Origin of the sequence: Marinovum sp. (assembly GCF_034669705.1) — a bacterium.
Lineage (GTDB): Bacteria > Pseudomonadota > Alphaproteobacteria > Rhodobacterales > Rhodobacteraceae > Marinovum.
The window spans coordinates 15,485-40,239 of record NZ_JAXMOR010000012.1; the positions used below are offsets into that span (position 1 = coordinate 15,485).

Annotated in this window: 22 protein-coding genes; 15 read left to right on the forward strand and 7 right to left on the reverse strand. The window is 67.7% G+C overall.

Translation table 11 applies throughout. The annotated features are described in order from the left end of the window. Positions 1–14: 14 nt before the first annotated feature. The 12 genes from VOI27_RS10415 (at position 15) to recN (ending at position 13,437) form a co-directional block, all read left to right on the forward strand. On the forward strand, positions 15–1,085 hold the full coding sequence (locus VOI27_RS10415) for a UDP-N-acetylglucosamine--N-acetylmuramyl-(pentapeptide) pyrophosphoryl-undecaprenol N-acetylglucosamine transferase (RefSeq protein WP_416374666.1): 1,071 nt from the start codon (positions 15–17) through the stop codon (positions 1,083–1,085). Further along, positions 1,082–2,485, forward strand: a complete 1,404-nt coding sequence (murC, locus tag VOI27_RS10420; RefSeq protein WP_323765278.1) for a UDP-N-acetylmuramate--L-alanine ligase — start codon at positions 1,082–1,084, stop codon at positions 2,483–2,485. Before VOI27_RS10415 ends, murC begins: the two co-directional genes overlap by 4 nt. Further along, entirely contained in the window at positions 2,482–2,760 is a 279-nt protein-coding gene (locus tag VOI27_RS10425) for a DUF2484 family protein (RefSeq protein WP_323765279.1), read from the forward strand. Before murC ends, VOI27_RS10425 begins: the two co-directional genes overlap by 4 nt. Before the next feature lie 103 nt (positions 2,761–2,863). After that, positions 2,864–3,115, forward strand: a complete 252-nt coding sequence (locus tag VOI27_RS10430; RefSeq protein WP_323765280.1) for a hypothetical protein — start codon at positions 2,864–2,866, stop codon at positions 3,113–3,115. Positions 3,116–3,176: 61 nt separating this feature from the next. After that, positions 3,177–4,106: a UDP-N-acetylmuramate dehydrogenase gene (gene murB, locus VOI27_RS10435; protein ID WP_323765281.1), complete on the forward strand. Its 930-nt coding sequence runs from the start codon at positions 3,177–3,179 to the stop codon at positions 4,104–4,106. 194 nt (positions 4,107–4,300) lie between these two features. After that, positions 4,301–5,179, forward strand: a complete 879-nt coding sequence (locus VOI27_RS10440) for a D-alanine--D-alanine ligase (RefSeq protein ID WP_416374667.1) — start codon at positions 4,301–4,303, stop codon at positions 5,177–5,179. Further along, the gene (locus tag VOI27_RS10445; RefSeq protein ID WP_323765282.1) at positions 5,167–6,123 is read left to right on the forward strand and encodes a cell division protein FtsQ/DivIB; all 957 of its coding nucleotides are present in this window, start codon (positions 5,167–5,169) and stop codon (positions 6,121–6,123) included. The genes VOI27_RS10440 and VOI27_RS10445 overlap by 13 nt, the downstream gene beginning before the upstream one ends. Then, complete coding sequence (gene ftsA / locus VOI27_RS10450; protein WP_323765283.1) at positions 6,120–7,451, forward strand: cell division protein FtsA; 1,332 nt, start codon at positions 6,120–6,122, stop codon at positions 7,449–7,451. The genes VOI27_RS10445 and ftsA overlap by 4 nt, the downstream gene beginning before the upstream one ends. Positions 7,452–7,712: 261 nt before the next feature. Next, on the forward strand, positions 7,713–9,308 hold the full coding sequence (gene ftsZ / locus VOI27_RS10455) for a cell division protein FtsZ (protein ID WP_323765284.1): 1,596 nt from the start codon (positions 7,713–7,715) through the stop codon (positions 9,306–9,308). Between the two features lie 465 nt (positions 9,309–9,773). Further along, a complete protein-coding gene (lpxC, locus tag VOI27_RS10460; RefSeq protein WP_323765285.1) occupies positions 9,774–10,694 on the forward strand; it encodes a UDP-3-O-acyl-N-acetylglucosamine deacetylase in 921 nt (306 codons plus the stop codon). 172 nt (positions 10,695–10,866) lie between these two features. Then, the gene (locus tag VOI27_RS10465; protein ID WP_323765286.1) at positions 10,867–11,748 is read left to right on the forward strand and encodes an outer membrane protein assembly factor BamD; all 882 of its coding nucleotides are present in this window, start codon (positions 10,867–10,869) and stop codon (positions 11,746–11,748) included. Between the two features lie 39 nt (positions 11,749–11,787). Continuing rightward, complete coding sequence (recN, locus tag VOI27_RS10470; protein ID WP_323765287.1) at positions 11,788–13,437, forward strand: DNA repair protein RecN; 1,650 nt, start codon at positions 11,788–11,790, stop codon at positions 13,435–13,437. Positions 13,438–13,645: 208 nt separating this feature from the next. Here the strand turns inward: recN and VOI27_RS10475 are convergent, their stop codons facing one another. Next, positions 13,646–15,037, reverse strand: coding sequence for an FAD-binding oxidoreductase (locus VOI27_RS10475; protein WP_323765288.1), 1,392 nt, complete (start codon positions 15,035–15,037; stop codon positions 13,646–13,648). Positions 15,038–15,114: 77 nt separating this feature from the next. Between VOI27_RS10475 and VOI27_RS10480 the strand changes: the two genes are divergently transcribed. Then, positions 15,115–16,803 (forward strand): chloride channel protein, encoded by a 1,689-nt coding sequence (locus tag VOI27_RS10480; RefSeq protein WP_416374668.1) that lies wholly within the window; start codon positions 15,115–15,117, stop codon positions 16,801–16,803. Here VOI27_RS10480 and VOI27_RS10485 read toward each other — a convergent pair whose 3' ends face one another. The 6 genes from VOI27_RS10485 to cobS form a co-directional block, all read right to left on the reverse strand. After that, positions 16,804–17,142, reverse strand: a complete 339-nt coding sequence (locus VOI27_RS10485; protein ID WP_323765289.1) for a DUF427 domain-containing protein — start codon at positions 17,140–17,142, stop codon at positions 16,804–16,806. A gap of 58 nt (positions 17,143–17,200) precedes the next feature. Next, positions 17,201–18,979: an aminopeptidase P family protein gene (locus VOI27_RS10490; protein WP_323765290.1), complete on the reverse strand. Its 1,779-nt coding sequence runs from the start codon at positions 18,977–18,979 to the stop codon at positions 17,201–17,203. 106 nt (positions 18,980–19,085) lie between these two features. Then, positions 19,086–20,960, reverse strand: coding sequence for a cobaltochelatase subunit CobT (gene cobT / locus VOI27_RS10495; protein ID WP_323765291.1), 1,875 nt, complete (start codon positions 20,958–20,960; stop codon positions 19,086–19,088). 331 nt (positions 20,961–21,291) lie between these two features. Beyond that, complete coding sequence (locus VOI27_RS10500; protein ID WP_323765292.1) at positions 21,292–21,684, reverse strand: hypothetical protein; 393 nt, start codon at positions 21,682–21,684, stop codon at positions 21,292–21,294. A gap of 92 nt (positions 21,685–21,776) precedes the next feature. Continuing rightward, a complete protein-coding gene (locus VOI27_RS10505) occupies positions 21,777–22,163 on the reverse strand; it encodes a hypothetical protein (protein ID WP_323765293.1) in 387 nt (128 codons plus the stop codon). A 163-nt stretch (positions 22,164–22,326) separates the two neighbouring features. Continuing rightward, positions 22,327–23,313 (reverse strand): cobaltochelatase subunit CobS, encoded by a 987-nt coding sequence (cobS, locus tag VOI27_RS10510; protein WP_323765294.1) that lies wholly within the window; start codon positions 23,311–23,313, stop codon positions 22,327–22,329. A gap of 159 nt (positions 23,314–23,472) precedes the next feature. Here cobS and VOI27_RS10515 point away from each other — a divergent pair, with 159 nt between their 5' ends. Further along, positions 23,473–24,027, forward strand: coding sequence for a sigma-70 family RNA polymerase sigma factor (locus VOI27_RS10515; RefSeq protein WP_323765295.1), 555 nt, complete (start codon positions 23,473–23,475; stop codon positions 24,025–24,027). Continuing rightward, a complete protein-coding gene (locus VOI27_RS10520; RefSeq protein ID WP_323765296.1) occupies positions 24,024–24,704 on the forward strand; it encodes an anti-sigma factor domain-containing protein in 681 nt (226 codons plus the stop codon). The genes VOI27_RS10515 and VOI27_RS10520 overlap by 4 nt, the downstream gene beginning before the upstream one ends. Positions 24,705–24,755 lie beyond the last annotated feature (51 nt).

Consider the following 24,755-nt stretch of genomic DNA (forward strand, 5'->3'; position numbering starts at 1 on the left):
GCACCGGGGGGCATATGTTCCCCGCGCAAGCCCTTGCGGAAGAGATGCTGGCGCGCGGCTGGCGGGTCAAGCTCTCGACCGATGCCCGCGGCGCGCGCTATACGCAGGGCTTTCCCCATACCGTCGAGATCGACCAGATCAGCTCGGCCACCTTTGCCCGTGGCGGCATCGCCGGCAAGGTGGTGGCGCCGTTCCGCATTCTTGGCGGGGTCTGCTCGGCGGTCTTCGGCTTTCTGCGCGACCGGCCTGACGCGGTGGTGGGCTTTGGCGGCTACCCGTCGATCCCGGCGCTCTCGGCGGCCTGGCTGATGCGCCGGCCGCGGATGATCCATGAACAAAACGGCATCCTCGGCAAGGTCAACACGCTCTTTGCCAGGCGCGTCGACGCCATGGCCTGCGGCACCTGGCCCACCGAGCTGCCCGAGGGGGTCGACGGCCATCACACCGGCAACCCGGTGCGCGCTGCCGTCCTCGAACGCGCCGGGGCCAGCTATATCACGCCGGGCGACTACCCGATGTCGATCCTGGTGATGGGCGGCAGCCAGGGCGCGCGCATCCTGTCGGACGTGGTGCCGCCGGCGATTGCCGGCCTGCCGATGCGGGTGCTCGAGAACATCCGCGTCAGCCACCAGGCCCGCGGAGAAGATCACGAGCGGGTGGCGAAATACTACGAAGAACACAATATCGACGCCGATGTGCAGCCGTTCTTTCAGGACGTGCCGCGGCGGATGTCCGAGGCGCAGCTGGTGATCAGCCGCGCCGGCGCCTCCTCGATCGCCGATCTCGCCGTGATCGGCCGGCCGGCGATCCTGGTGCCCTATGCGGCCGCCACCGGCGACCACCAGAGCGCCAATGCCCGCGGCCTGTCAGAGGCCGGCGCGGCGGTGGTGGTGCCCGAGACCGACCTGCACGTAGAACCGCTGACCGCGGCGATCCACGATATTCTCAGCCAGCCCGAAGAGGCGCGCCGCATGTCGCAGGCCGCGCTGGCGCTAGGCAAACCCGATGCGGCCCGCGAACTGGCCGCCATGGTCGAGACGCTGGCCGAAGGCCAGAGGCCACAGCCCGGAAAGGACCCCGAATGAACGCTGCCGCCGTCACCAAACTGCCCACCGATGTCGGGCCGATCCACTTTGTCGGCATCGGCGGCATCGGCATGTCGGGCATCGCCGAGGTGCTGCTCAACCTGGGCTACCGGGTGCAGGGGAGCGACCTCAAGGGCTCGAAGATCACCGACCGGCTCGAGCGCCTCGGCGCCAGGATCTTCGTCGGCCAGAAGGCCGAGAACCTGGCCGAGGCCGAGGTCGTCGTGATCTCGACCGCGATCAAGCCGGGCAACCCCGAGCTTGACGAGGCGCGCGCCCGGGGCCTGCCGGTGGTGCGCCGGGCCGAGATGCTGGCCGAGCTGATGCGGCTGAAATCCAACATCGCCATTGCCGGCACCCACGGCAAGACCACCACCACCACGATGATGGCCGAGCTGATGGTCGCCGGCGGGTTCGATCCGACGGTGGTCAACGGCGGCATTATCCACGCCTATGGCTCGAACGCCCGCATGGGGCAGGGCGAATGGATGGTGGTCGAAGCCGACGAAAGTGACGGCACCTTCAACCGCCTGCCCGCCACCATCGGCGTGGTCACCAATATCGACCCCGAGCACATGGAGCACTGGGGCGATTTCGACCGGCTGCGGCAGGGCTTTCTCGATTTCGTCTCGAACATCCCGTTCTACGGGCTGGCGGTCTGCTGCACCGACCACGAAGAGGTGCAGCGGCTGGTCGGCAAGGTCACCGACCGCCGCGTGGTGACCTATGGCTTCAACTCGCAGGCCGATGTGCGCGCGGTCAACCTGCATTACGAGGCCGGGGTGGCGAAGTTCGACATCGCGCTGCAGGCCGAGGGCCGGATGATCGAGGGCTGCGCCCTGCCGATGCCGGGCGATCACAACGTCTCGAATGCGCTGAGCGCCGTGGCGGTCTGCCGTCATCTCGGGATGAAGATCGACGAGATCCGGGCTGCATTGGCGAATTTCGGCGGTGTTAACCGCCGGTTCACGAAAGTCGGCGAAGTTGACGGCGTGACGATCATCGATGACTACGGCCACCACCCGGTAGAGATTGCCGCCGTGCTGCGCGCGGCGCGGCAGGCCTCTGAGGGGCGGGTGATCGCGGTGCACCAGCCGCACCGCTATTCGCGGCTGTCGAACCTGTTCGAGGATTTCTGCGCCTGCTTCAACGAGGCCGATGTGGTCGCCATTGCCGATGTCTTTGCCGCCGGCGAGGACCCGATCGAAGGCGCGTCGCGCGACGACCTGGTCGACGGGCTGCGCCGCCATGGCCACCGCCACGCCACCGCGCTGTCCGGCGAAGAGGCGCTGGCCGATTTCGTGCGCGAGAATGCGGGGCCGGGCGACATCGTGGTCTGCCTCGGTGCCGGCACGATCAGCGCCTGGGCCAATGCCCTGCCGGAGCAGTTGACGGCATGACCCTGTCGCTGATCCTTGCCTGCCTCTGGGCGCTGGCGGCCAATGTGCTGGCGGCGATGCCCTCGCGCGACAATCACTGGCGCCGCGCCTATGTGCTGATCGCCCTCGGCGTGCCGCTCCTGGGGTTCGTGACCTATCAGAACGGCCCCTGGGTCGGTCTGCTGGTGCTGATCGCCGGGATGAGCGTGCTGCGCTGGCCGGTGATCTACCTCAGCCGCTGGCTGCGGCAGCGGGTCCAGGGCAGCGCCGGGTCCGAGAGCGAGGCACAGGGCTGACGACCGCTTGCCCGGGGCCGGGTCCGGGCGATAGGCTCTGCCTGAACACACCCGGGCGGGAGCGCGGCGGATGGAGCCGTCACAGATCAGAGTCCTCCTCATCATGGCCGCCGTCCTTCTGGGCGCGGCTCTGCTGGGGTATGTCCTCATTCGGCAAGATGCGCGCCGGTGGTTTTTCGGGCTGATCGCCGCCGGTCTGGCCTGTGGCGCCTGGCTCATGGTCAAGGCGCAGACGGCTCAGGGCTGGGATGCGCTGGCCTATTTCATCATCGTGCTGATCTTTGTGGCGCCGTCTGTGGTGGGCCTGGGGATCGGTGGCGGGCTGGCTTGGTGGCGCCGGCGCAGAGGGCGGTGATCGGGCCTTTTCGTTGGCCGCGTTCCGTCCTATGACGGGGAAAACCGAGGCGAGGCAGGCAATGGACGATCACTTTCACATGCCACAGGTGCGCGGGCGGCTGACCGAAGGCCGCGCGCTTGCCGATCTCACCTGGCTGCGCGTTGGCGGGCCGGCGGACTGGCTGTTCCAGCCGGCCGATACTGCCGACCTCGCCGATTTCCTGCGCGTGCTGCCGCAGGAGGTGGCGGTCTTTCCCATGGGCGTCGGCTCCAACCTGATCGTGCGCGATGGCGGGCTGCGGGCGGTGGTGATCCGCATGGGCCGCGGCTTCAACACCATCACGAGCGAGGGCAACCGGGTCACCGCGGGCGCCGCAGCGCTTGATGCCCATGTGGCGCGCAAGGCGGCCGAGGCCGGTATCGACCTGACCTTCCTGCGCACCATCCCCGGCGCCGTGGGCGGCGCGGTCAGGATGAACGCCGGCTGCTATGGCTCTTATGTCGCCGATCATTTCGTTTCGGCCGAGGTGGTCACCCGGGAGGGTGAGGTGGTCACCCTGAGCGCCGGGGACCTGAACTTCCGCTACCGTCAGACCGATCTGCCGGAGGGCTGGGTGATCACCGGTGCCACTTTCGAGGGCACGCCCGGCGATCCCGAGGCGCTTGCACAGAAAATGGCCGACCAGCTGGCCAAGCGCGATGCCACGCAGCCCACCAAGGACCGCACCGCCGGCTCCACTTTCCGCAATCCGGCCGGGTTTTCCAGCACCGGTCGCGCCGACGATACCCATGATCTAAAGGCCTGGAAGCTGATCGATGACGCCGGAATGCGCGGTTTTACCATCGGTGGCGCGCAGATGAGCGAGAAGCATTCCAACTTTCTGATCAATACCGGGGCAGCGACGGCGGAAGATCTCGAATCCCTTGGCGAGGAAGTGCGAAAAAGGGTTTTTAATACCAGTGGAATAGAGTTACACTGGGAAATCATGCGGGTCGGCGAAAAAGCCTGATCCGCCAAGGCCGAATTGGCCAGTTTTCGCACCCAAGCTCGATCGGGCCGGGGCGAAGGCGACAGGAACCGGCAGGTTCAGCATAAAAACGCGCCGCAAAAGGCGCGAGAACGTAAGAGGGACCGGGCAGGTCCAGACAAGTTGAGGCACGAGTGGGCATGTCGAGCAGGGCAGGCTCCCGAGTAGCGATGTTGATGGGTGGCCCCTCCGCCGAGCGCGAGGTGTCACTGTCTTCGGGGCGCGAATGCGCCGCGGCGCTCAGGGGCGAAGGCTTTGAAGTCATTGAAATAGACGCCGCGGAGGACCTCTCTGCACGGCTCGCGGACGTTCAGCCCGACGTGGTGTTCAACGCGCTGCACGGCCGCTGGGGCGAGGATGGCTGCGTTCAGGGCCTGCTCGAATGGCTGCGCCTGCCTTACACCCATTCCGGCGTTCTGGCATCGGCCCTGGCGATGGACAAGCAGCGCTCGAAAGAGGTCTACCGCGCCGCTGGTCTGCCGGTGGTCGAGAGCGTGATCGCCAAGGCCTCAGAGGTGCGCGAGCGCCACGTGCTGGCGCCACCCTATGTGGTCAAGCCCAACAACGAAGGCTCCTCGGTCGGGGTCTACCTTGTGGACGCGGAGAACAACGGCCCGCCGCAGCTGTCAGATGACATGCCCGACGAGGTGATGGTCGAGACCTTCGCGCCGGGCCGCGAGCTGACCACCACGGTGATGGGCGACCGTGCGCTGACCGTGACCGACATCCTCACCACCGGCTGGTACGACTACGATGCCAAGTACAAGGCCGGCGGCTCGCGCCACGTGGTGCCCGCCGAGGTGCCGGCCGAGATCTTCGACGCCTGCCTCGACTATGCCCTGCGCGCCCACCGGGCGCTCGGCTGTCGCGGGGTGAGCCGTACCGATTTTCGCTGGGACGAGGGCAGGGGCCTCGACGGGCTGATCCTGCTCGAGACCAACACCCAGCCCGGCATGACGCCGACCTCTCTGGCGCCGGAACAGGCTGCGCAGGCCGGCATCTCCTTCGGCAAGCTCTGCGCCTGGATGGTGGAGGACGCCTCATGCCATCGCTGACCGGCGTCACCCGCGGCCGTATCCAGCGCGCCTACCATCCCGCCCACGGCGGCGCCGAGCTGCCGCCGGGCACCCGCGTCAAGGCCGATCCCGCGCCCTCGCGCTGGGCCTACCGGATGCAGCGCCTGATGCTGACGCCGCTGTTCCGCCACGGGCTGCGGCTCGGCCTGCCGCTCGCCGCGGCTTTTTTGATCGGCAGCATCTATTTCGCCAGCGACGCCCGCCGTACCGCCTTCAACCAGACCCTGAGCGACATGCGCGATGCCATCGAGCAGCGCGAGGAATTCATGGTCAAGCTGATGAAGGTCGACGGCGCCGGCGAAGAGGTGGCGCAGGACATCCGCGAGATCCTGCCGGTGGAATTCCCGGTCTCCTCCTTCCATCTTGAGCTCGACCACATGCGCGACACCATTGCCGGCCTCGACGCGGTCGAAAAGGTCAGCCTGCGGATCAAGCCCGGCGGCGTGCTTCAGGTCGACGTGACCGAGCGCATTCCGACGGTGGTCTGGCGCTCGGCGCGCGGGCTCGAACTGCTTGACGAGGGCGGCTACCGGGTGGCGCCGATTGCCAGCCGCTACGACCGGCTCGACTTGCCGGTGATCGCCGGCGAGGGCGCTGACAAACACGTGGCACAGGCGCTGCGGCTGATCGCTGCGGCGGCGCCAGTGGCGCCCCGGCTGCGCGGTCTGGAATGGGTCGGCCAGCGGCGCTGGGACGTGGTGCTCGATCGCGGGCTGCGCATCCTGCTGCCAGAGGACAAGCCGGTGCAGACGCTGGAGCGGGTGCTGGCGCTCGATACTATCACGCCCAACGGCATGCTGGAACGCGACCTCGCGGTCGTCGACATGCGCCTGCCGCAGCGGCCCACCATCAGATTGAATACCAACGCAGTCGAAGAGCTGCGGAAAATCAAGGCAGACGAGCTTGGAGTGACGTCACGATGATCGAGCTGTACGAATCCCAACGCGCGATGCGCAACATGCGCAAGGCGGCGATGCAACGTGGCGTGATCGCCGTCCTGGACGTCGGCAGCGCCAAGATCGCCTGCCTCGTCCTGCGGTTCGACGGGACCGAAAAGGTCTCTGACGCCGGTGTCGGCTCGCTTGCCGGCCAGTCGGGCTTTCGCGTCATCGGTGCCGCCACCACCCGCTCTCGCGGCGTCCGCTTCGGCGAGATCGCGGCGATGGGCGAGACCGAGCGCGCCATCCGCACCGCGCTGCAATCGGCGCAGAAGATGGCGGGCATCCGCGTCGACCACGTGATCGCCTGTTTCTCGGGCGCCGAGCCGCGCTCCTACGGGCTGGCCGGTCAGGTCGAGGTGCATGCCCAGACGGTGGACGAACAGGACGTGGCCCGCGTGCTCTCGGCCTGCGACGTGCCGGACTTCGGCCATGGCCGCGAGGTGCTGCATGCCCAGCCGGTGAACTTCGCGCTCGATCACCGCTCGGGCCTGTCCGATCCGCGCGGCCAGATCGGCCACACGCTGTCGACCGACATGCACATGCTGACGGTCGACAGTCAGGCGATCCAGAACCTCGCCCATTGCGTCAAGCGCTGCGATCTCGAACTCGCGGGCCTGGCCTCTTCGGCCTACGTCGGCGGCATTGCCGCGCTGGTCGAGGACGAACAGCAGCTCGGCGCCGCCTGCATCGACATGGGCGGCGGCTCGACCGGCATCTCGATTTTCATGAAGAAGCACATGATCTATTCCGATGCGGTGCGCATGGGCGGCGATCACGTCACTTCCGACATCTCGATGGGCCTGCAGGTGCCGATGACCATGGCCGAGCGCATCAAGACGGTGCACGGCGGGCTGGTCGCCACCGGCATGGACGACCGCGAGATGATCGGCATCGGCGGCGAAACCGGCGATTGGGAACACGACCGCCGCACCGCAAGCCGCGCCGAGCTGATCGGCATCATGCGGCCGCGGGTCGAGGAAATTCTCGAAGAGGTACGCGTGCGCCTCGATGCCGCCGGCTTCGAGCACCTGCCAAGCCAGCAGATCGTGCTGACCGGCGGTGCCAGCCAGATCCCCGGGCTTGATGCCCTGGCCAGCCGCATCCTCGGCCATCAGGTGCGTCTGGGCCGGCCTCTGCGCGTCCATGGCCTGCCCCAGGCCGTCACCGGGCCGGGCTTTTCGGCGGCGGTGGGGCTCTGCCTGTTTGCCGCCCATCCGCAGGACGAGTGGTGGGATTTCGACCTGCCGGTCGATCGCTATCCGGCGCGCTCTCTGAAACGCGCGGTGAAGTGGTTCCGCGACAACTGGTAAGCGCCGGAGCGGCGCAGCCTGTGGACGATTCGGTGGATAAGGTGGTCGTTTTTCGGGCCGCCTAGTGGCCATTGCACTGCATTCCCGCCATATCTGGCAGGCGCTTCGATATCGGGGCGGATGTGGCAAGAAATTGCCCACATTTTGCGGCGATTTCTGGTTTTTTACGTGACGCCCGGGTATCGCTTCGGCATAATGAAGGATAATAGGCAGCAAAATGCCCGGTCAGGGCGTGTAAAGCAGGCGGACAAGGCGGACAGCATGACATTGAATCTTTCGGTACCCGGACACGATGAACTGCGCCCCCGGATCACGGTATTCGGCGTGGGCGGTGCAGGCGGCAACGCGGTCAACAACATGATCGAGAAGCAGCTTGAGGGCGTCGAGTTCGTGGTGGCCAACACCGATGCGCAGGCATTGCAGCAATCCAACGCCGAGGCCCGCGTGCAGCTGGGCGTCAAGGTGACCGAGGGTCTGGGCGCCGGCGCCAAGGCCTCGATCGGCGCCGCCGCTGCCGAAGAGAGCATCGAGCAGATCGTCGATCACCTGGCCGGCGCGCATATGTGCTTTATCACCGCCGGCATGGGCGGCGGCACCGGCACCGGCGCGGCGCCGATCATTGCCCAGGCCGCGCGTGAGCTTGGCGTTCTGACCGTCGGCGTGGTGACCAAGCCGTTCCAGTTCGAGGGCGGCAAGCGGATGAAACAGGCCGAGGACGGCGTCGAGGCGCTGCAGAAGGTCGTCGACACGCTGATCATCATTCCCAACCAGAACCTGTTCCGGCTGGCGAATGAAAAGACCACCTTCACCGATGCGTTCAGCATGGCCGACGACGTTCTGTATCAGGGCGTCAAGGGCGTGACCGACCTGATGGTGCGTCCGGGCCTGATCAACCTCGACTTCGCCGACGTGCGCGCGGTGATGGACGAGATGGGCAAGGCGATGATGGGCACCGGCGAAGCCGATGGCGAGGATCGCGCAATCCAGGCGGCCGAGAAGGCGATCGCGAACCCGCTGCTCGACGAGATCTCGCTGCGCGGCGCCAAGGGCGTGCTGATCAACATCACCGGCGGCACCGACCTGACGCTGTTCGAACTCGACGAAGCGGCCAACCGCATCCGCGAGGAAGTGGACGCCGACGCCAACATCATCGTCGGCTCGACCCTCGACGAAGCCATGGGGGGCCAGATGCGCGTCAGCGTCGTCGCGACCGGCATCGACGCCTCGGGCGTGCAGCATGACATTCCCGTGCCGCGCCGCTCGCTGGCCGAGCCGCTCAAGCAGGTGCAGGCTCCGGCCGAAGAGCCGATCGAAGAGCAGGTCACCGCCCGCGTCGAAGAGCACCAGGAGCCGGCCTACGAAGAGGTCCAGCCGCAGGTGGCCGAAGCCGAGGAGCCCTCGCTCTTCGAGGGCTTCGACCAGCGCGCCGATGCTGTGGTCGAGGACGACGTGCCGCCGCCCGCCTACCAGCCTGAGCCGCAGCAGTACGACGCCCGCGCCCAGGCCTACGAGGAAGACGAGGCCGAGAGCTTCGTTGCCCCCAAGGCGCCGGCAACCGGCACCCCGTCGCCCGAGGCAATGGCGCGTCTTCAGGCCGCCGCAGCCCGCGCCGGCGGTGGCTTCCCCAAGGAGCAGCAGGCCGCCCCGCAAGAGCCGGCAGAGGTCGAGCGCCCGCGCTTTGGCATCAACTCGCTGATCGGCCGCATGACCGGCAACGGCCAGGACAACCAGGGCCAGGCCCGTCGCCAGCAGCCGCCGGTGCAGTCGCCAGCGACCAACTATGCGCCGGAACCGCAGGCCGACCCCGAACAGGAGCGGATCGAGATCCCCGCTTTCCTGCGTCGCCAGGCCAACTGATCTCAGCCCGTCCCGACGCGCGCTGATCCATGTGACTTGCAAGGGGCTCCCGTACGGGGGCCCCTTCGCTGTTTCGCGCCGCCCCCGCAGCGGCGCCTGTTCGGAATCTGCCCTGACAGGTGTTAACATTCCGTTACGACAGGGCAGGGGGCATCTGGCGAAACGCTGTCACACAGGCCGAAAACGCGGGTGTTACCGGTCACATTCGGGCCTGAAACACCCTGTCGCAGGCTCAGGAAAGTGACACGATTACAGTGTCTTGACCGAAAGATGCGGGTTCTCGCCGATACTGTGACGGTTATGTTTCATAGCGTTGCAATACGTTATTTGAGGATATCCCCCCGAGATCCTAATTCACTCTCATCGCCGGACCGCAGTGGACCCTTGCCGGCTTGTCACACCAGCCACCCACTGCAGCTTCGGGCACAGGGCCCGGACACGACGATGAAGCCGAAAGGAAGACCCATGCAGGCCACGATCAAGAATACAGTCCGTTTCGATGGCATCGGCCTGCACTCCGGCCGCCCGGTCCGCATGGTGATCCTCCCCGCCTCGGCCGGCTACGGCATCTGGTTCAAGCGCACCGACATCCGCTTCGGCGATGCCATGGTTCCGGCCCGCTGGGACGCGGTCGAACGCTCGCCGCTCTGCACCCGCATCCGCAACGCCGCCGGTGTCGAGGTGAGCACCATCGAGCACGTCATGGCGGCGCTGGCCGGCTGCGGCATCCACAATGCACTGATCGAGATCGACGGCCCCGAAGTGCCGATCCTCGACGGCTCGTCCGCGCCCTTCGTCGATGCCATCCTTGCCCGCGGCATCCGCCATCTCGACACCCCGGTGATGGCGATCAAGATCGACCGCAGCGTCACCGTCGAGACCGACAGCGGCTGGGCCCGCCTGTCGCCGGCCGAGACCTTTACCATGTCGTTCCACATCGATTTCGCCGATGCCGCGATTGGCAGCCAGGACAAGCGTCTGGTGCTGTCGAACGGCACCTTCGTGCGCGAGCTCTGCGACAGCCGCACGTTCTGCCGCCAGTCCGACGTCGACACCATGCGCGCCCACGGCCTGGCCCTCGGCGGCACGCTCGACAACGCGGTGGTGGTCGATGGCGACCGGGTGCTGAGCCCCGGCGGTCTGCGTCACCGCGACGAGCCGGTGCGCCACAAGATGCTCGACGCGCTCGGCGACCTGGCGCTGGCAGGCGCGCCGATCCTTGGCCATTACACCGGCCACCGCGCCGGCCACGCGATGACCAACATGCTGCTGCACGCGCTCTACAACACCCCCGGCGCCTTCCGCCTGGTCGAGGTCGAGGGCATGGATGCGGCGCGTCTGCCCGGTGTCGGCGTGGTGCCGCAGGACATGCCCGCCGTGGCGTGAAATCCGCGTTCACCGGTTTTTGCGCCCGCCCGGCCCCGGCGGGCGTTTCCATCTTTGGCGATGTGTCGTATGCCCTTTCAGAGGCTTGACGCTTCGTGTTAGGACGTGACGCAACCCGGGACCGCACACCCCGCGAGACTGAACCGGGACATTGGGTGAGGAAGTGACAGGCATGACGGGCGACAGACCGCTGAGAGGCAGGACATCGCAGGCCATCGTTGTTGCGCTGGTGGCCGGTCTCACGCTGGCGAGCTGTTCCGGCGGCACCTTTCGCAACGCGCGCGGCAACATCGGCTTCTCCAACACGCCGATCGAATCCTATACCGCCAAACAGATCTTCGAACGCGGCGAATACGAGATCGCCCGCAACGATTACAGCGAGGCGGCGCGGTTCTTTTCCGAGATCGAGCGACTCTATCCCTATTCCGAATGGGCCAAGCGGGCGCTGATCATGCAGGCCTTTGCTCATCACAAGGACAAGGAATACGAAGATGCCCGCTCGGCGGCGCAGCGGTATGTCGATTTCTATCCGGCCGATGACGACGCCGCCTATGCCCAGTACCTGCTGGCGCTCAGCTATTACGACCAGATCGACGAGGTCGGCCGCGACCAGGGGCTGACCTTCCAGGCGCTGCAGGCGTTGCGCACGGTGATCGAGCGCTACCCTGACAGCGAATACGCCCGCTCCGCGATCCTGAAATTCGACCTCGCCTTCGATCATCTCGCCGGCAAGGAGATGGAGATCGGGCGCTACTATCTCAAGCGCAAGCATTTCACCGCGGCGATCAACCGGTTCCGCGTGGTGGTCGAGGATTTCCAGACCACGACCCACACCGCCGAGGCGCTGCACCGCCTCGTCGAGAGCTATCTGTCGCTGGGTCTCACCCAAGAGGCACAGACCGCGGCGGCGATCCTCGGCTACAACTACCAATCGACCGAATGGTACGAGGACAGCTATCGTCTGCTCACCGGGCAGGGGCTGGAACCCGAGGTCTTTGACGGCACCTGGCTGGGGGCGATCTATCGCCAGATGGTCAAGGGCGAATGGCTATAGGTCAGCGGTGGGCAGGCTGCCCACCCCACGGGGCATCTGATGCTGCGCACGCTTGATATCCGCGACATGCTGATCATCGATCACCTCGAGCTGGCCTTCCAGCCGGGGTTGAACGTGCTCACCGGCGAGACCGGCGCCGGCAAGTCGATCCTGCTCGACTCGCTGGGCTTCGTGCTGGGCTGGCGCGGCCGGGCCGAGCTGGTGCGGGCGGGCGCGCCACAGGGCGAGGTGGTGGCCGAGTTCGACCTGCCGCCGGGCCACGCCGCCTTTGCCGTGCTCGAGGAGGCCGGGCTGCCGGCCACCGACGAGCTGATCCTGCGCCGGGTCAACACCGCCGAGGGGCGCAAGACCGCCTGGGTCAACGACCGCCGCTGCTCGGGCGAGGTGCTGCGTCGGCTCTCCGAGACGCTGGTGGAACTGCACGGTCAGCATGACGACCGCGGGCTGCTCAACCCGCGTGGCCACCGTCGCATTCTCGATGCCTTTGCCGGGGTCGAGGCCGAGCTTGCGGCGACGCGCACGGCCTGGAAGGCGCTGTCACAGGCGCGCAAGGCGCTGGCCGAGGCCGAGGCGGGGCTGGCGGCGATGCGCGAGGAAGAGGACTTCCTGCGTCATGCGGTGGGTGAGCTCGAGGCGCTTTCGCCGCAACCTGGCGAGGATGCCGAGCTCGACGCGAAACGCCGGATGATGCAGCAGTCCGAACGCATCCGCGAAGACATCCAGCGCGCCGGCCAGGCGCTTGGCACCGACGGGGCCGAGGGCGCCATGGGCGACGCCATGCGCTGGCTCGACGGCGTGGCCGACCGTGCCGAGGGCCAGCTCGACGCGCCGCTGGCGGCGCTGGCGCGCGCCATGGAAGAGCTCGACCAGGCCGCACGCGGGGTCGAGGACACGCTGGAGGCGCTGGCCTTCAACCCGCATGAGCTGGAAGAGGCCGAGGAGCGTCTCTTCGCGATCCGCGGCCTCGCCCGCAAGCATCAGGTGACGCCCGAGGAGCTGCCCGAGCTGGCCGAGACCCTGTCGAAAAAGCTCGCCCGCCTCGACGCCGGTGACGCCGGCATCGCCGATCTGCGCAAAGCCTCCGCCGCAGCCGAGACCGCCTATGACGCCGCCGCCGGCGCGCTCAGCGAGGCCCGCGCGGCCGCCGCCCGGAGGCTCGACGCGGCGGTGACCGCCGAGCTGGCGCCGCTCAAGATGGAGCGCGCGGTCTTTGCCACCAAGATCACCGCAGAGGCGCCGGGCCCCGAGGGCCGCGACGCGGTGGCCTTCACCGTCGCCACCAACCCCGGCGCCCCCGCCGGCCCGATCGGCAAGATCGCCTCAGGCGGCGAGCTCAGCCGCTTCCTGCTGGCGCTCAAGGTCTGCCTCGCCGAGGGCAATTCCGGCATCACCCTGATCTTCGACGAGATCGACCGCGGCGTCGGCGGCGCCACCGCCGATGCGGTCGGCCGCCGGCTGGCGGCGCTGGCGCGCGAGGGGCAGGTGCTCGTGGTCACCCATTCGCCGCAGGTCGCCGCCTTGGGCGCGCATCACTGGCGGGTCGAGAAACGCGTGGCCGACGAGCAGACGCTGTCCAGCGTGGTGCCGCTCGACGCCGGCGACCGCGTCGACGAGATCGCCCGCATGGTGGCCGGCGACACTGTCACCGACGAGGCCCGCGCCGCCGCCCGCGCGCTGCTGGCCGGCTGAGCTGGCCCTTCTGAGCCAGGCCGCCACACTCTCTCCAACAGCGCGACGCCGCCGATCGCATCACCAAGACCAGCGCCCGTCACGGCCGGCCCGCCCCGAAACCACCGCTCCTGTCTTCATCTTGCCAGATAAACCTCCGGGGGTGAGGCCGCAGGCCGAGGGGGCTGGCCCCCTTATCCCCCGTTGCCAAAAGCGCACGCGCCCGAGATCACCCGAGCGGCGGCACCACCTTGCCCGGATTGAGGATGTTCTTCGGATCAAGCGCCCGCTTGATATCGCCCATCACCTGCCAGCCCGCGCCATGTTCGCCCGCCATGAACCCGAGCTTGCCCATCCCGACCCCATGCTCGCCGGTCGAGGAGCCGCCAAGCGCCAGCGCCCGCCGCACCATCCGGTCCGACAACGCCTTGGCCTCTGCCAACTCCGCCGGGTTGGCGTCGTCGATCAGCAGGATGGCGTGGAAATTGCCGTCGCCCACGTGGCCGAGGATCGGGCCGGGGATCGAGGCGGCGGCGATATCGGCCTGGGTCGCCTCCACCGCCTCGGCCAGCCGAGAGATCGGCACGCAGATGTCGGTGACCAGCGCCCGCGCGCCGCGCCGCGAGGCGAGGATGGCGTAATAGGCGTTGTGCCTCATCGACCAGAGCGCCTTGCGGTCCTCGGGTTTCACCGACCACTCGAACCCCAGCGAACCGTGATCTGCGGCAATCTCGCCGAACTGCTGCGCCTGTTCCGCCACCGCGGCCTCCGAGCCGTGAAACTCCAGCAGCAGATGCGGCAGGAGCGGCAAGCTCATCCCGGCATAGGCATTCACCGCCGCCGCGCTGGCCGCGTCGACGAATTCGATCCGCGCCATCGGCAGGCCCATCTGGATGGTATCGGTCACCGCCGCCACTGCCGCCGCCATGTCGGGAAAGGCGCAGACCCCGGCGCTGATTGCCTCTGGCTGGCCATGCAGCCTCAGGGTCAGCTCGGTGATCAGCCCCAGCGTGCCCTCGCTGCCCACCATCAGCGCCGTCAGGTCGAAGCCGGCCGAGGATTTGCGCGCCCGGGTGCCGGTGCGGATCACCCGGCCGTCGGCCAGCACCACCTCGAGCGCCAGAACGTTGTCGCGCATGGTGCCATAGCGCACCGCCGTGGTGCCGCTGGCGCGAGTGGCCGCCATGCCGCCAAGCGCCGCATTGGCGCCGGGATCGACCGGAAAGAACAGCCCCGTCGCGCGCAGCTCCTGGTTCAGCGCCTCGCGCGTCAGGCCGGGCTGCACCGTCACATCCATGTCCTCGGGGCGCACCTCGAGCACCCGTGCCATGCGCGAGAAATCCACCACCACGCCGCCCGCGACCGCCAGCGCATGCCCCTCGAGCGAGGTGCCGGTGCCCCAGGCCACCACCGGCAGGCCATGTTCGGCACAGATCGCCACCAGCGCCGCGACCTCTTCGGTGGTCTCGGGATAGGCCACCGCATCAGGCGGGGCAGGGGTAAAATAGCTCTCGGAGCGGCCATGCAGGGCCAGATCCGACTTGGACCGGGACAGTCTCTGGCCTAACAAGGCCGTGAGGGCCTCGATGGCCTTGTCGTCCTGCGCCCTTTGTCTGGTCATGGCTCCCACCGCCTGATTTCGGAAATCGCGCATTCCTACCGCAGCGGCCCCAGCGCGCAAAGACGTGATCGAGCGATATGGCAAATAACCCAAAAAATCCCGCCATCCGCCAGCTGAGCGAAATGCGCGCGGTCTTTGGCCGGGGCTGGCAGCTGTTGCGTCACCGGGGGCCGAGCCAGGTCCAGTTCTGGTTCATCGCCCTGATGATCGGCATCGCCGCCGGTTTCGCGGCACTGCTGTTCCGCCGGGCGATCGAATGGCTGCAGGCCACGCTCTATGGCACCGACGACATCACCCAGCTGCACACATTCGCCCATTCGCTCGACTGGTTCTGGGTGCTGATCATCCCGATGGGCGGCGGCGTCACCGTCGGGCTGATCCTCTATTTCTTCACCGACGACGGCCGGGTCCGGGCGGTGGCCGACGTGATCGAAGGCGCCGCGCTCAACGACGGGCGGGTCGAGAAGAAGGCGGGCCTCGCCTCGGCCGCCTCCTCGCTGATCACGCTGTCGACCGGCGGCTCGACGGGGCGGGAGGGGCCGGTGGTACATATCGCGGCGATGATCTCGTCTTGGGTGTCGAACGTGCTGCATGCCGACGGCATTACCGGCCGCGACCTTCTGGGCTGCGCCGTCGCCGCCGCGGTCTCGGCCAGCTTCAACGCGCCGATCGCCGGCGCGCTCTTTGCGCTCGAGGTGGTGCTGCGGCATTTCGCGCTGCACAGTTTCGCGCCGATCGTCGTCGCCTCGGCCGCCGGCACGGTGATCAACCGGCTGGCCTTCGGCGATGTCACAGAGTTCACGCTGCCCGGCACCACGGCGCTCGAGTTCTACCTCGAGCTGCCGGCCTTCCTGATCCTCGGGCTGGTCTGCGGGCTGGTCTCGGTGGTGATGATCCGCGGCATCTTCTGGGCCGATGACCTCGAGAGCCGGATCCAGAGCCGCATCGGCCTGCCGTACTGGATCCGCCCGATGCTGGCGGGCGCGATCCTCGGCGCCATGGCGATCTACTTTCCGCATATCATCGGCGTCGGCTACGAGACCACCTCGCTGGCGCTGACCGGGCAGCTGCTGCTCTGGCAGGCGATCGTCTATGCAGTGATCAAGGTCATCGCCGTCGCCGTCACCATGGCCGGCCGGATGGGCGGCGGCATGTTCTCGCCCTCGCTGATGGTCGGCGCGCTGACCGGTCTGGCCTTCGGTCTGATCGCCACCTCGCTCTTTCCCGAGCACTCCGGCGCCTTCACGCTCTATGCCCTTGCCGGCATGGGGGCGGTGGCGGCGGCGGTGCTGGGCGCGCCGATCTCGACCACGCTGATCGTTTTCGAGCTGACCGGCGACTGGCAGACCGGTCTGGCGGTGATGGTCTCGGTCTCGATGTCAACGGCGCTGGCCTCGCGGCTGGTCGACCGGTCGTTCTTCCTCACCCAGCTGGAACGCCGCGGCGTGCACCTGGCGGCGGGCCCGCAGGCCTACCTGCTGGCGATGTTCCGGGTGGCGCAGGTGATGCGGCCGATGGACCATCCCAAGGCGCCGTCAGAACCGGCCTGCTGGGAGATGGTGGAAACCGGCGTCTACCTCGACGCCAATGCGACGCTTGAAACCGCCCTGCCGATGTTCGAGACCTCGGCCGTCTCCTTCCTGCCGGTGGTGGCGATCCGCGGCGAGGGCCAGCCGCCGGAACTGCGCGGCGCGCTGTTCCACGTTGATGCGCTCAAGGCCTACAACCGCGCCCTTGCCGCCACCGCGGAAGAGGAACACAGCTAGTCAGAGCTCTTCGACCTGCAGATACTCGCCGGGCTGGAACGCCAGATAGCCCTTGATCGCGGCCACGTCTTCCTTGGGGTCCTCGTAGGACCAGACCGCATCGGTCAGCGTCCGGTTCTTGGCCTCGATGGTGTAATAGCTGGCCTCGCCCTTGTGCGGGCAGGTGGTTTTCGTGTCAGACGGGTCCAGCATCGCCATGGCGATATCCTCGCGCGGGAAATAGATCACCGGCTTGTGGCCATCCTCCAGAAGCTCGAGCGCATTCGAGCTTTCGCCCAGAACCGCGCCGCTGGCGCGTATCACCCATTTGCCTTCGGCCTTAACAATCCTGATCGACATTCTCTTCTCCCAATACGGCTTTCGCGCTACATGGCCTGTGCCCTGTAACAGCCCTGTGTCAGATTTGTGCAGTTGCGGCATCCAACCACATCGCCGCCCGCTTGCCCAGACTCGGAAGCAGCATGTGTCGGCAGGTCGCATGATACCGGTTGAGCCAGTCGCGTTCCGCCGCCGTCAGCCGCTCGACCAGGATCAGCCGCCGGTCGATCGGCACCCAGGTCAGCGTCTCCCACTCCAGCATCCCGGCGACGGTGCCCTCGGGCAGGGGGGCGGCTTCGCGTACGGCCATCAGGTTCTCGATCCGGATGCCGAAGGCACCCTCCTTGTAGAACCCCGGCTCGTTCGACAGTACCATGCCGGCGCGCAGCGGCTCGGTGCCGGTGCGCGACAGGCGCTGCGGCCCCTCGTGGACGCACAGATAGGCGCCGACGCCATGGCCGGTGCCATGGCCGTAATCCTGCCCCGCCAGCCACAGCGGCAACCGCGCCAGAGCATCGAGATCGCGGCCGGCCAGCCCCTTGGGCCAGCGCGCCCGGCTCATCGCAATCATGCCCTGCAGCACGCGGGTAAAGGCCGCTTTCGCGTCGTCCGGCGCCTCGCCCACCGCCAGGGTGCGGGTGATGTCGGTGGTGCCGTCGAGATACTGGCCGCCACTGTCCACCAGCAACAGCTCGCCCGCGGCCAGCTTGCGGTTGCTCTCCTCGCTCACCCGGTAATGCACGATGGCGCCATTGGGCCCGGCGCCGCTGATCGTTTCGAACGAGATATCGAGCAGCACGCCGGTGTCGCGGCGAAAGCCTTCCAGCGCCCGGGCAACGTCGATCTCGGTCAGATCGCCGGGCGCGGTCTCGTCGAGCCAGGCGAGGAATTCGCACATCGCCACCGCATCGCGCGCATGGGCCGCGCGCATGCCGGAGAGTTCGGCCTCGGTCTTGCAGGCCTTGGGCAGAACGCAAGGGTCACGCCCCTCGATCACCTCGGCGGTGAGCGCATCAACCACCGCCACCGGCACCGAGTCCGGGTCGACCAGCACCGGTCCCTCCACCTCCGCCAGCGCCGCAGCAAACCCCTCCGGCTCGTGCCGGCGGACCTCTGGTCCGAGATCCACGCCCGCCAGCTTCTCGCCTGCCATGAAGAGGTCGACCGTGCCATCGTCCGACAGCAGTGCAAAGCCATGCGCCACCGGGTTGCGGGGAATGTCGCTGCCGCGGATGTTGAGCAGCCAGCAAAGCGAATCCGGCAGGGTGATCACCGCCACCTGTGCCCCCAGCCCGCGCAGGTCCTCGGCCAGCGCCGCGCGCTTCTCGGCAGAGCTGCGCCCGGCCAGCGCATCGGGATGCCTCCGCACCGCGGCCCGCGGCGGTCCGGGCTGGTCCGGCCAGACCTGGTCCACCAGGTTCTCCACCCGCCGCAGCGTCACGCCGGAGCCGGTGAACCCATCCTCAAGCGCCCGCAGCTGCTTGAGCGTGTGCAGCCAGGGATCGATCCCCAGAGCGCCCTTGATCCCGCTCTCCTTGACCCAATCGGTCAGCGCCACCTCCGGCCAGTCCACCGGGGTGAAGACTTCCGCCAGCTGCTGGCGGGCCTGCACCCGGTAGCGGCTGTCGACGAACACCCCGGCCACCTCGGCCAGCACCACGGCAAAGCCAGCCGAACCGGTGAACCCGGTCAACCAGGCCAGCCGATCATCGCGCGGCGCGACGTATTCACCCTGGTGCACATCGGCCTTGGGCACGACGAAGCCCGCCAGCCCCTCGGCCGCCATCACCTCGCGCAGCGCCGCCAGCCGCGGCGGGCCCTGTTCCGGCCGTGCCGTTACCTCAAAGCTCTGAAACATCGCGCTCCCCGGTCTTCTTCTGTTCACAAATACCCTCGGGGGAGGCCGCAGGCCGGGGGCAGAGCCCCCAAGCCGGCACCGGCCACACCCCGGCTCGCCCGCGGGGTCACCCTGCCTTGCGCATCCCCATCACCCGGGCGCGGGCCCGCGGATCGGTGTCGAACAGGGCCGCCAACTGCTCGGTCATTGCGCCGGCAAGCTGCTCGACGTCGGTGATCGTCACCGCGCGATCGTAGTAGCGCGTGACGTCATGGCCGATGCCGATTGCCAGCAGTTCCACCATGCGGCGCCGCTCGACCATGGCGATCACGTCGCGCAGGTGCTTCTCGAGGAAATTCGCCGGGTTCACCGAAAGCGTCGAATCGTCCACCGGCGCGCCGTCGGAGATCACCATCAGGATCTTGCGCGCCTCGGGCCGCCCGACCATCCGCCGATGCGCCCATTCCAGCGCCTCGCCGTCGATGTTTTCCTTGAGCAGACCTTCCTTCATCATCAGGCCCAGATTGGGCCGCGCCCGGCGCCAGGGCGCATCGGCGCTCTTGTAGACGATGTGGCGCAGGTCATTGAGCCGCCCGGGCTGCTGCGCGCGGCCTTCGCCGAGCCACTTCTCGCGGCTCAGCCCGCCTTTCCACGCCCGGGTGGTAAAGCCCAGGATCTCCACCTTGACCGAACAGCGCTCCAAGGTCCGCGCCAGCACATCGGCACAGATCGCCGCGATCGAGATCGGCCGGCCGCGCATCGAGCCGGAGTTGTCCAGAAGCAGCGTCACCACGGTGTCGCGAAACTCGGTGTCCTTCTCGACCTTGAAGCTCAGCGGTGTCGTCGGGTTGGCCACCACACGGGCCAGCCGCCCGGCGTCGAGCGTGCCTTCCTCGAGGTCAAACTCCCACGACCGGTTCTGCTGCGCCTGAAGCCTTCGCTGCAGCTTGTTGGCCAGCCGGCTAACCGCGCCCTTCAGCGGTTCGAGCTGCTGATCCAGATAGGCGCGCAGCCGCTCCAGCTCGGCCGGATCGGCAAGGTCCTGGGCATGGATTTCCTCGTCGTGTTCGGTCGCAAAGACGGTGTAGTCGGGGTCCGCCTCAGAGACCGGCGCCGGGGCCGGCGGCTCGAGCGGCGCCTCGCCCTCGGGCAGTTCGGTCTCCTCGCCGGCCTCGGTGTCGGACATGTCGTCCATCGTCACCTGCGCCTGGCTCGGGTCCTGCTGCTCTTCCTGGCTCTGCTCGGGGCTGGCGTCGGACTGGTCGTCCTGGTCCTCGTCCTGGCCGGTGCTGTCGGGATCGCGGTCGTCGTCCTCGCTGTCCTCGGCCTGGTCCTCGGACTCCTCCTCAAGGTCGTCGGGGTCCTCGCCCAGCTGGTCGCCGTAGCCCAGATCCTGGATCACCCGCCGCGCCAGCTTGGCGAACTGGCTCTGGTCAGACAGGGTCTCCTGCAGATCGCCGAGCTGGCCGCCGGCCTGGTCCTCGATGAAGCCGCGCCAGAGCTCCATCACGTTCGCCGCGCCCTGCGGCATGTCACGCCCGGTGGCAAGGTGGCGCACCAGATATCCGGCGGCGACCGACAGCGGCGCGTCAGAGGCCTGGGTGATCTCGCCGTAGCCGCGCTTGGCGGCCTCGGCGCTGATCTTGGCGTCGATATTGCCGGCGGTGCCCGGCATGTCGCGCGCGCCCATCGCCTCGCAACGGGCGGTTTCCATCGCCTCATAAAGCTCGCGCGCCATGTCGCCCGGCGGGGCGTAACGGCTGTGCGTCGCGGTGTCATGGTACTTGTGCTTGAGTGCCAGTGCATCCGCGGTGCCGCGGGCCAGCAGCACCTCGTCACGGGTCATCCGCCGGCTGACCTGCGGCAGCCGCATGGCATCGCCCGACACGCCGGAGGGGTCAACGGAATAGGACACCGTCAGCTCGGGATCGTTGGCCATCACCTTGGTGGCCTCGGCCAGCGCCTTCTTGAACGGATCTGCGGGATTGTCGGTCTGCGCCATGGGGTGCCTGCGATCGGGATTGAAACAGCGTCAACGTAATCGCTCGCGCAGGCAATGGCCAGAGAGGAGGGCCGCGGATTTCAGGCGCTCCCTGGCGGTGGCCATGCGGAGCTGGTCGGACGAGGCCTGGCCGCACGAGGTCTGGCCGCACGAGGTCTGGCCGGACGAGATGGGCCGGGAAAAGGGATCGATCCACCGTACTTTAGTTGCGCCCTCAGCCCACGCCGGAGAGGGCCAAGGAATGCCAGCACATCACCGGTTCGACCGGGACGTCGCGCCAGGCATCGACGCGCGCGCGCCGTCTTGGGCACGGCCCCGAACCGCGCACCTGTCACCGACCGAGGATCATCCGCCGGCAGGTGTCGATCCGCTGCGCCATGCGCACTGCTGCCAGGTCCCGTCTTCGCGGGGTGTCGGCGTACTGGTTGCGTGCCAGCAAGTGCGCGATCTGCAGCCAGCCGTCGACCCTCCAGCGCTGCGCCTGCGTGTCGCTGTCGGCCTCTGGCAGCACGGCGGCGAGCAGCATGTCGAAATCGGCGCTCATCTGACCGGTCACCGCCGAGGCCGGATCGCCCTCGGCCGCTTGCCGCACCGAGAGCGCCGAGAGCCGCCCGGCGCAGACCGCAAAGGCTTCGGCCCGGTCGCCCGCGGGCGGCGGGGCGGCAAGTGCGGCGGTACAGGTCATGACAACCAGAAAACCCACCGCCAGGCAGGGGCGGTACATGAGGATCATCCTCTCAGGCTAAGCCGGCCGTCCCGCTGCGGTCAACAAAAAAGCATATACAAAGTATATAGGATTCTATCGGTCCATGCGGCTCAGCTCAGCAGCATCCCGGTGCATTCCGCCAGCCGCAGCCCGGCCAGCGCTCCGGCCCTGACGGCATCCTCGGCATCGTCGTTAAAGCGGGCCCGTGCCAGCAGCGCGGCCTGGGCAAACTTGGCCTCGAGCCTGAGATGCAGCACCTCGCGGCCCAGCTCCGCCGGCATGACCGCCTCCAGCAGAGAGATCATCGCCGCCCGCTGCGCCTCGGTCCGTTCCGAGCCCGGGCCGTCAAACATCCACTGGTGTTCCATCGTCGCTGAGAGCCGCCCGGCACAGGTGGCAAAGGCGATCACCGGATGATCCGGGGCCAAGGGCAGGGCGCGCGCCGGCGGCGGCAAAACGAGCGCCGCCAGCGCGAAACACAAGGCTAAAGTTTTCATACCGCTCATGATTTGAGCGTAACACTAATATTTCGTGTCACAAATCAGGCAGAATGAAAACTTTCTGTTGCGTCGTTCCAAAGTCACGGCTGCAAACGCAGAAACGGCGCCCGAAGGCGCCGCTGCTCAATGTCGCGAAGAGGGGCGGCCAGGGCCCGAAGAGCTAGCCGAGGCTCAGGCTCGCCGCGCTTTCCGGCAGTTCCTCGTCAAAACAGCGCTGGTAGAACTCGGCCACGGTCTGGCGCTCGAGCTCGTCGCATTTGTTGAGGAAGGACACCCGGAAGGCATAGCCCACGTTGCGGAAGATCTCGGCGTTCTGCGCCCAGGCAATCACCGTCCGGGGCGACATCACCGTCGAGAGATCACCGTTCATGAAGGCGGTCCGGGTCAGATCGGCCACGGTGACCATCTGCTTGACCTTCCGGCGGCCCTTCTCGGTGTTGTAATGCGGGCATTTCGCCAGAACGATGGCGCATTCGGCATCGATCGAGAGGTAGTTCAACGTCGCCACCAGGCTCCAGCGGTCCATCTGGCCCTGGTTGATCTGCTGGGTGCCGTGATAGAGGCCCGTGGTGTCGCCGAGGCCCACGGTATTGGCGGTGGCAAAGATGCGGAAATAGGGGTGCGGGTGGATCACCTGGTTCTGGTCGAGCAGCGTCAGCTTGCCGTCAACCTCGAGCACCCGCTGGATCACGAACATCACGTCGGCGCGGCCGGCGTCATACTCGTCAAACACTATGGCGGTGGGCGTGCGCAGCGCCCAGGGCAGGATGCCTTCCTGGAACTCGGTGACCTGCTTGCCCTCTTTCAGCTTGATCGCATCCTTGCCGATCAGGTCGATGCGGCTGATATGGCTGTCGAGGTTGACCCGCACCGCCGGCCAGTTGAGCCGCGCGGCCACCTGTTCGATATGGGTCGACTTCCCGGTGCCGTGATAGCCCTGGATCATCACCCGGCGATTGTGCGAAAACCCCGCCAGAATGGCCAGCGTGGTATCGGGGTCGAACTTGTAGGTGCTGTCGACGTCGGGCACCCTCTCGCTGCGGTCGGCAAAGCCCTTGACCACCATGTCGGTATCGATGCCAAAGACATCGCGGACCGAGATCTCCTCGGAAGGTCTGGTATTGGGGTCCATCTGCCCGTCCGCCATGGCTGCGTCCTTTCCGGTGCCTGATCGCCTGTTCTGCGCTCCGGTTGGTGCACCATATTCGTCGCAGTGGCAAGGGGAGGGGGTGGCGAAATCGATCCACCCTTGCCTCGCGGGGGCGAGCGCCTATCCTGAAGTCCTTGTGTGGAAAGGATCGATCCCGTGGCGGCCCAAGACCTAGAGAGATTGCTGACCCGGGTCTCGCTGGCCGACCGCAAGGCCTTTGCCGAGCTCTATTCGGCCACCTCCGCGAAACTCTTCGGCATCTGCCTGCGTATCTTGTCTGACCGAGCCCAGGCAGAGGATGCGCTACAGGATGTCTACGTGAAGATCTGGAACCGCGCCGATGCCTATCAGCCCGGCCGCGTGCAACCGATGACCTGGCTGATCACCATCGCCCGCAACCATTCCATCGACCTGCTGCGCAAACGCCGCACCGCCGCCACCGACAACGCCGATGGCGACGAGACCGTGATCGACCGGCTCGAGAGCCACGCCCCCGGCCCGGCCGAGAGCCTGCAGCAGAAGGATGAGCGCGCCCGCATCGCTGCCTGTCTCGAGGAACTGGCCGAGGACAAGGCCGATGCGGTGCGCCGCGCCTACTTGCAGGGCGCCACCTATGCCGAGTTGGCGACGCATTTCGCGGTGCCGCTCAACACCATGAGAACCTGGCTGCGCCGCAGCCTGCTGAGCCTGAGAGCCTGCCTGACCCGATGAGCGAGATGACAGACATCCCCGACGACGACAGCGTGCTGGCCGCGGAATACGTGCTTGGCCTGCTGTCGGAGCCGGAAGAGGACGCCTTCGCCGGCCGGCTGTTTCTCGAGCCCGACCTGCGCCGCGCCTGCGATCTCTGGGCCGAGCATTTCGCAACCCTGGCCGACGCGGCCGAGGCGGTGCGCCCGCCCGCCAGCCTCTGGCCGGCGATCCGCGCCCGCGCCTACGGTCCGCATGTGCCGTTCTGGAAGCGGCTCAACCTCGGCACCGCGGTGATCGGCACGGCGCTGGCCGCGGGGCTTGCCTTTGCCGCCCTGCGCTTCGGCTGGCTCGAGCCGGTGCCGCTGCCACTGACCGCCGAGCTCAGCAGCGAGACCGCGGGCCAGGTCGCCCGCATCGCGCTCGACCCCGAGAGCGGGGCGATCGAGGCCGAGCTGGTCGGGCTCTTCCCGGACGCCGGCCGCGCCCGCGAGCTCTGGCTGATCCAGGGCGGGAACCCGCCGGTCTCGCTCGGCCTGCTCGATGCCGGCACGGTGGTGAGGCTCGATCTGCCGGCGGATCTGCGGGCCAGCCTCGAAGGCGCGGTGCTGGCGATCTCAGACGAACCGGCCGGCGGCTCGCCCACCGGTCAGCCCACCGGCGCGGTGCTGGCGACAGGCGCCGTCACCGCTTTGTGACCGCTGCGGCGCGGCGAAACGGAACTTCCACCGCCCGCCGCACGTCTATCC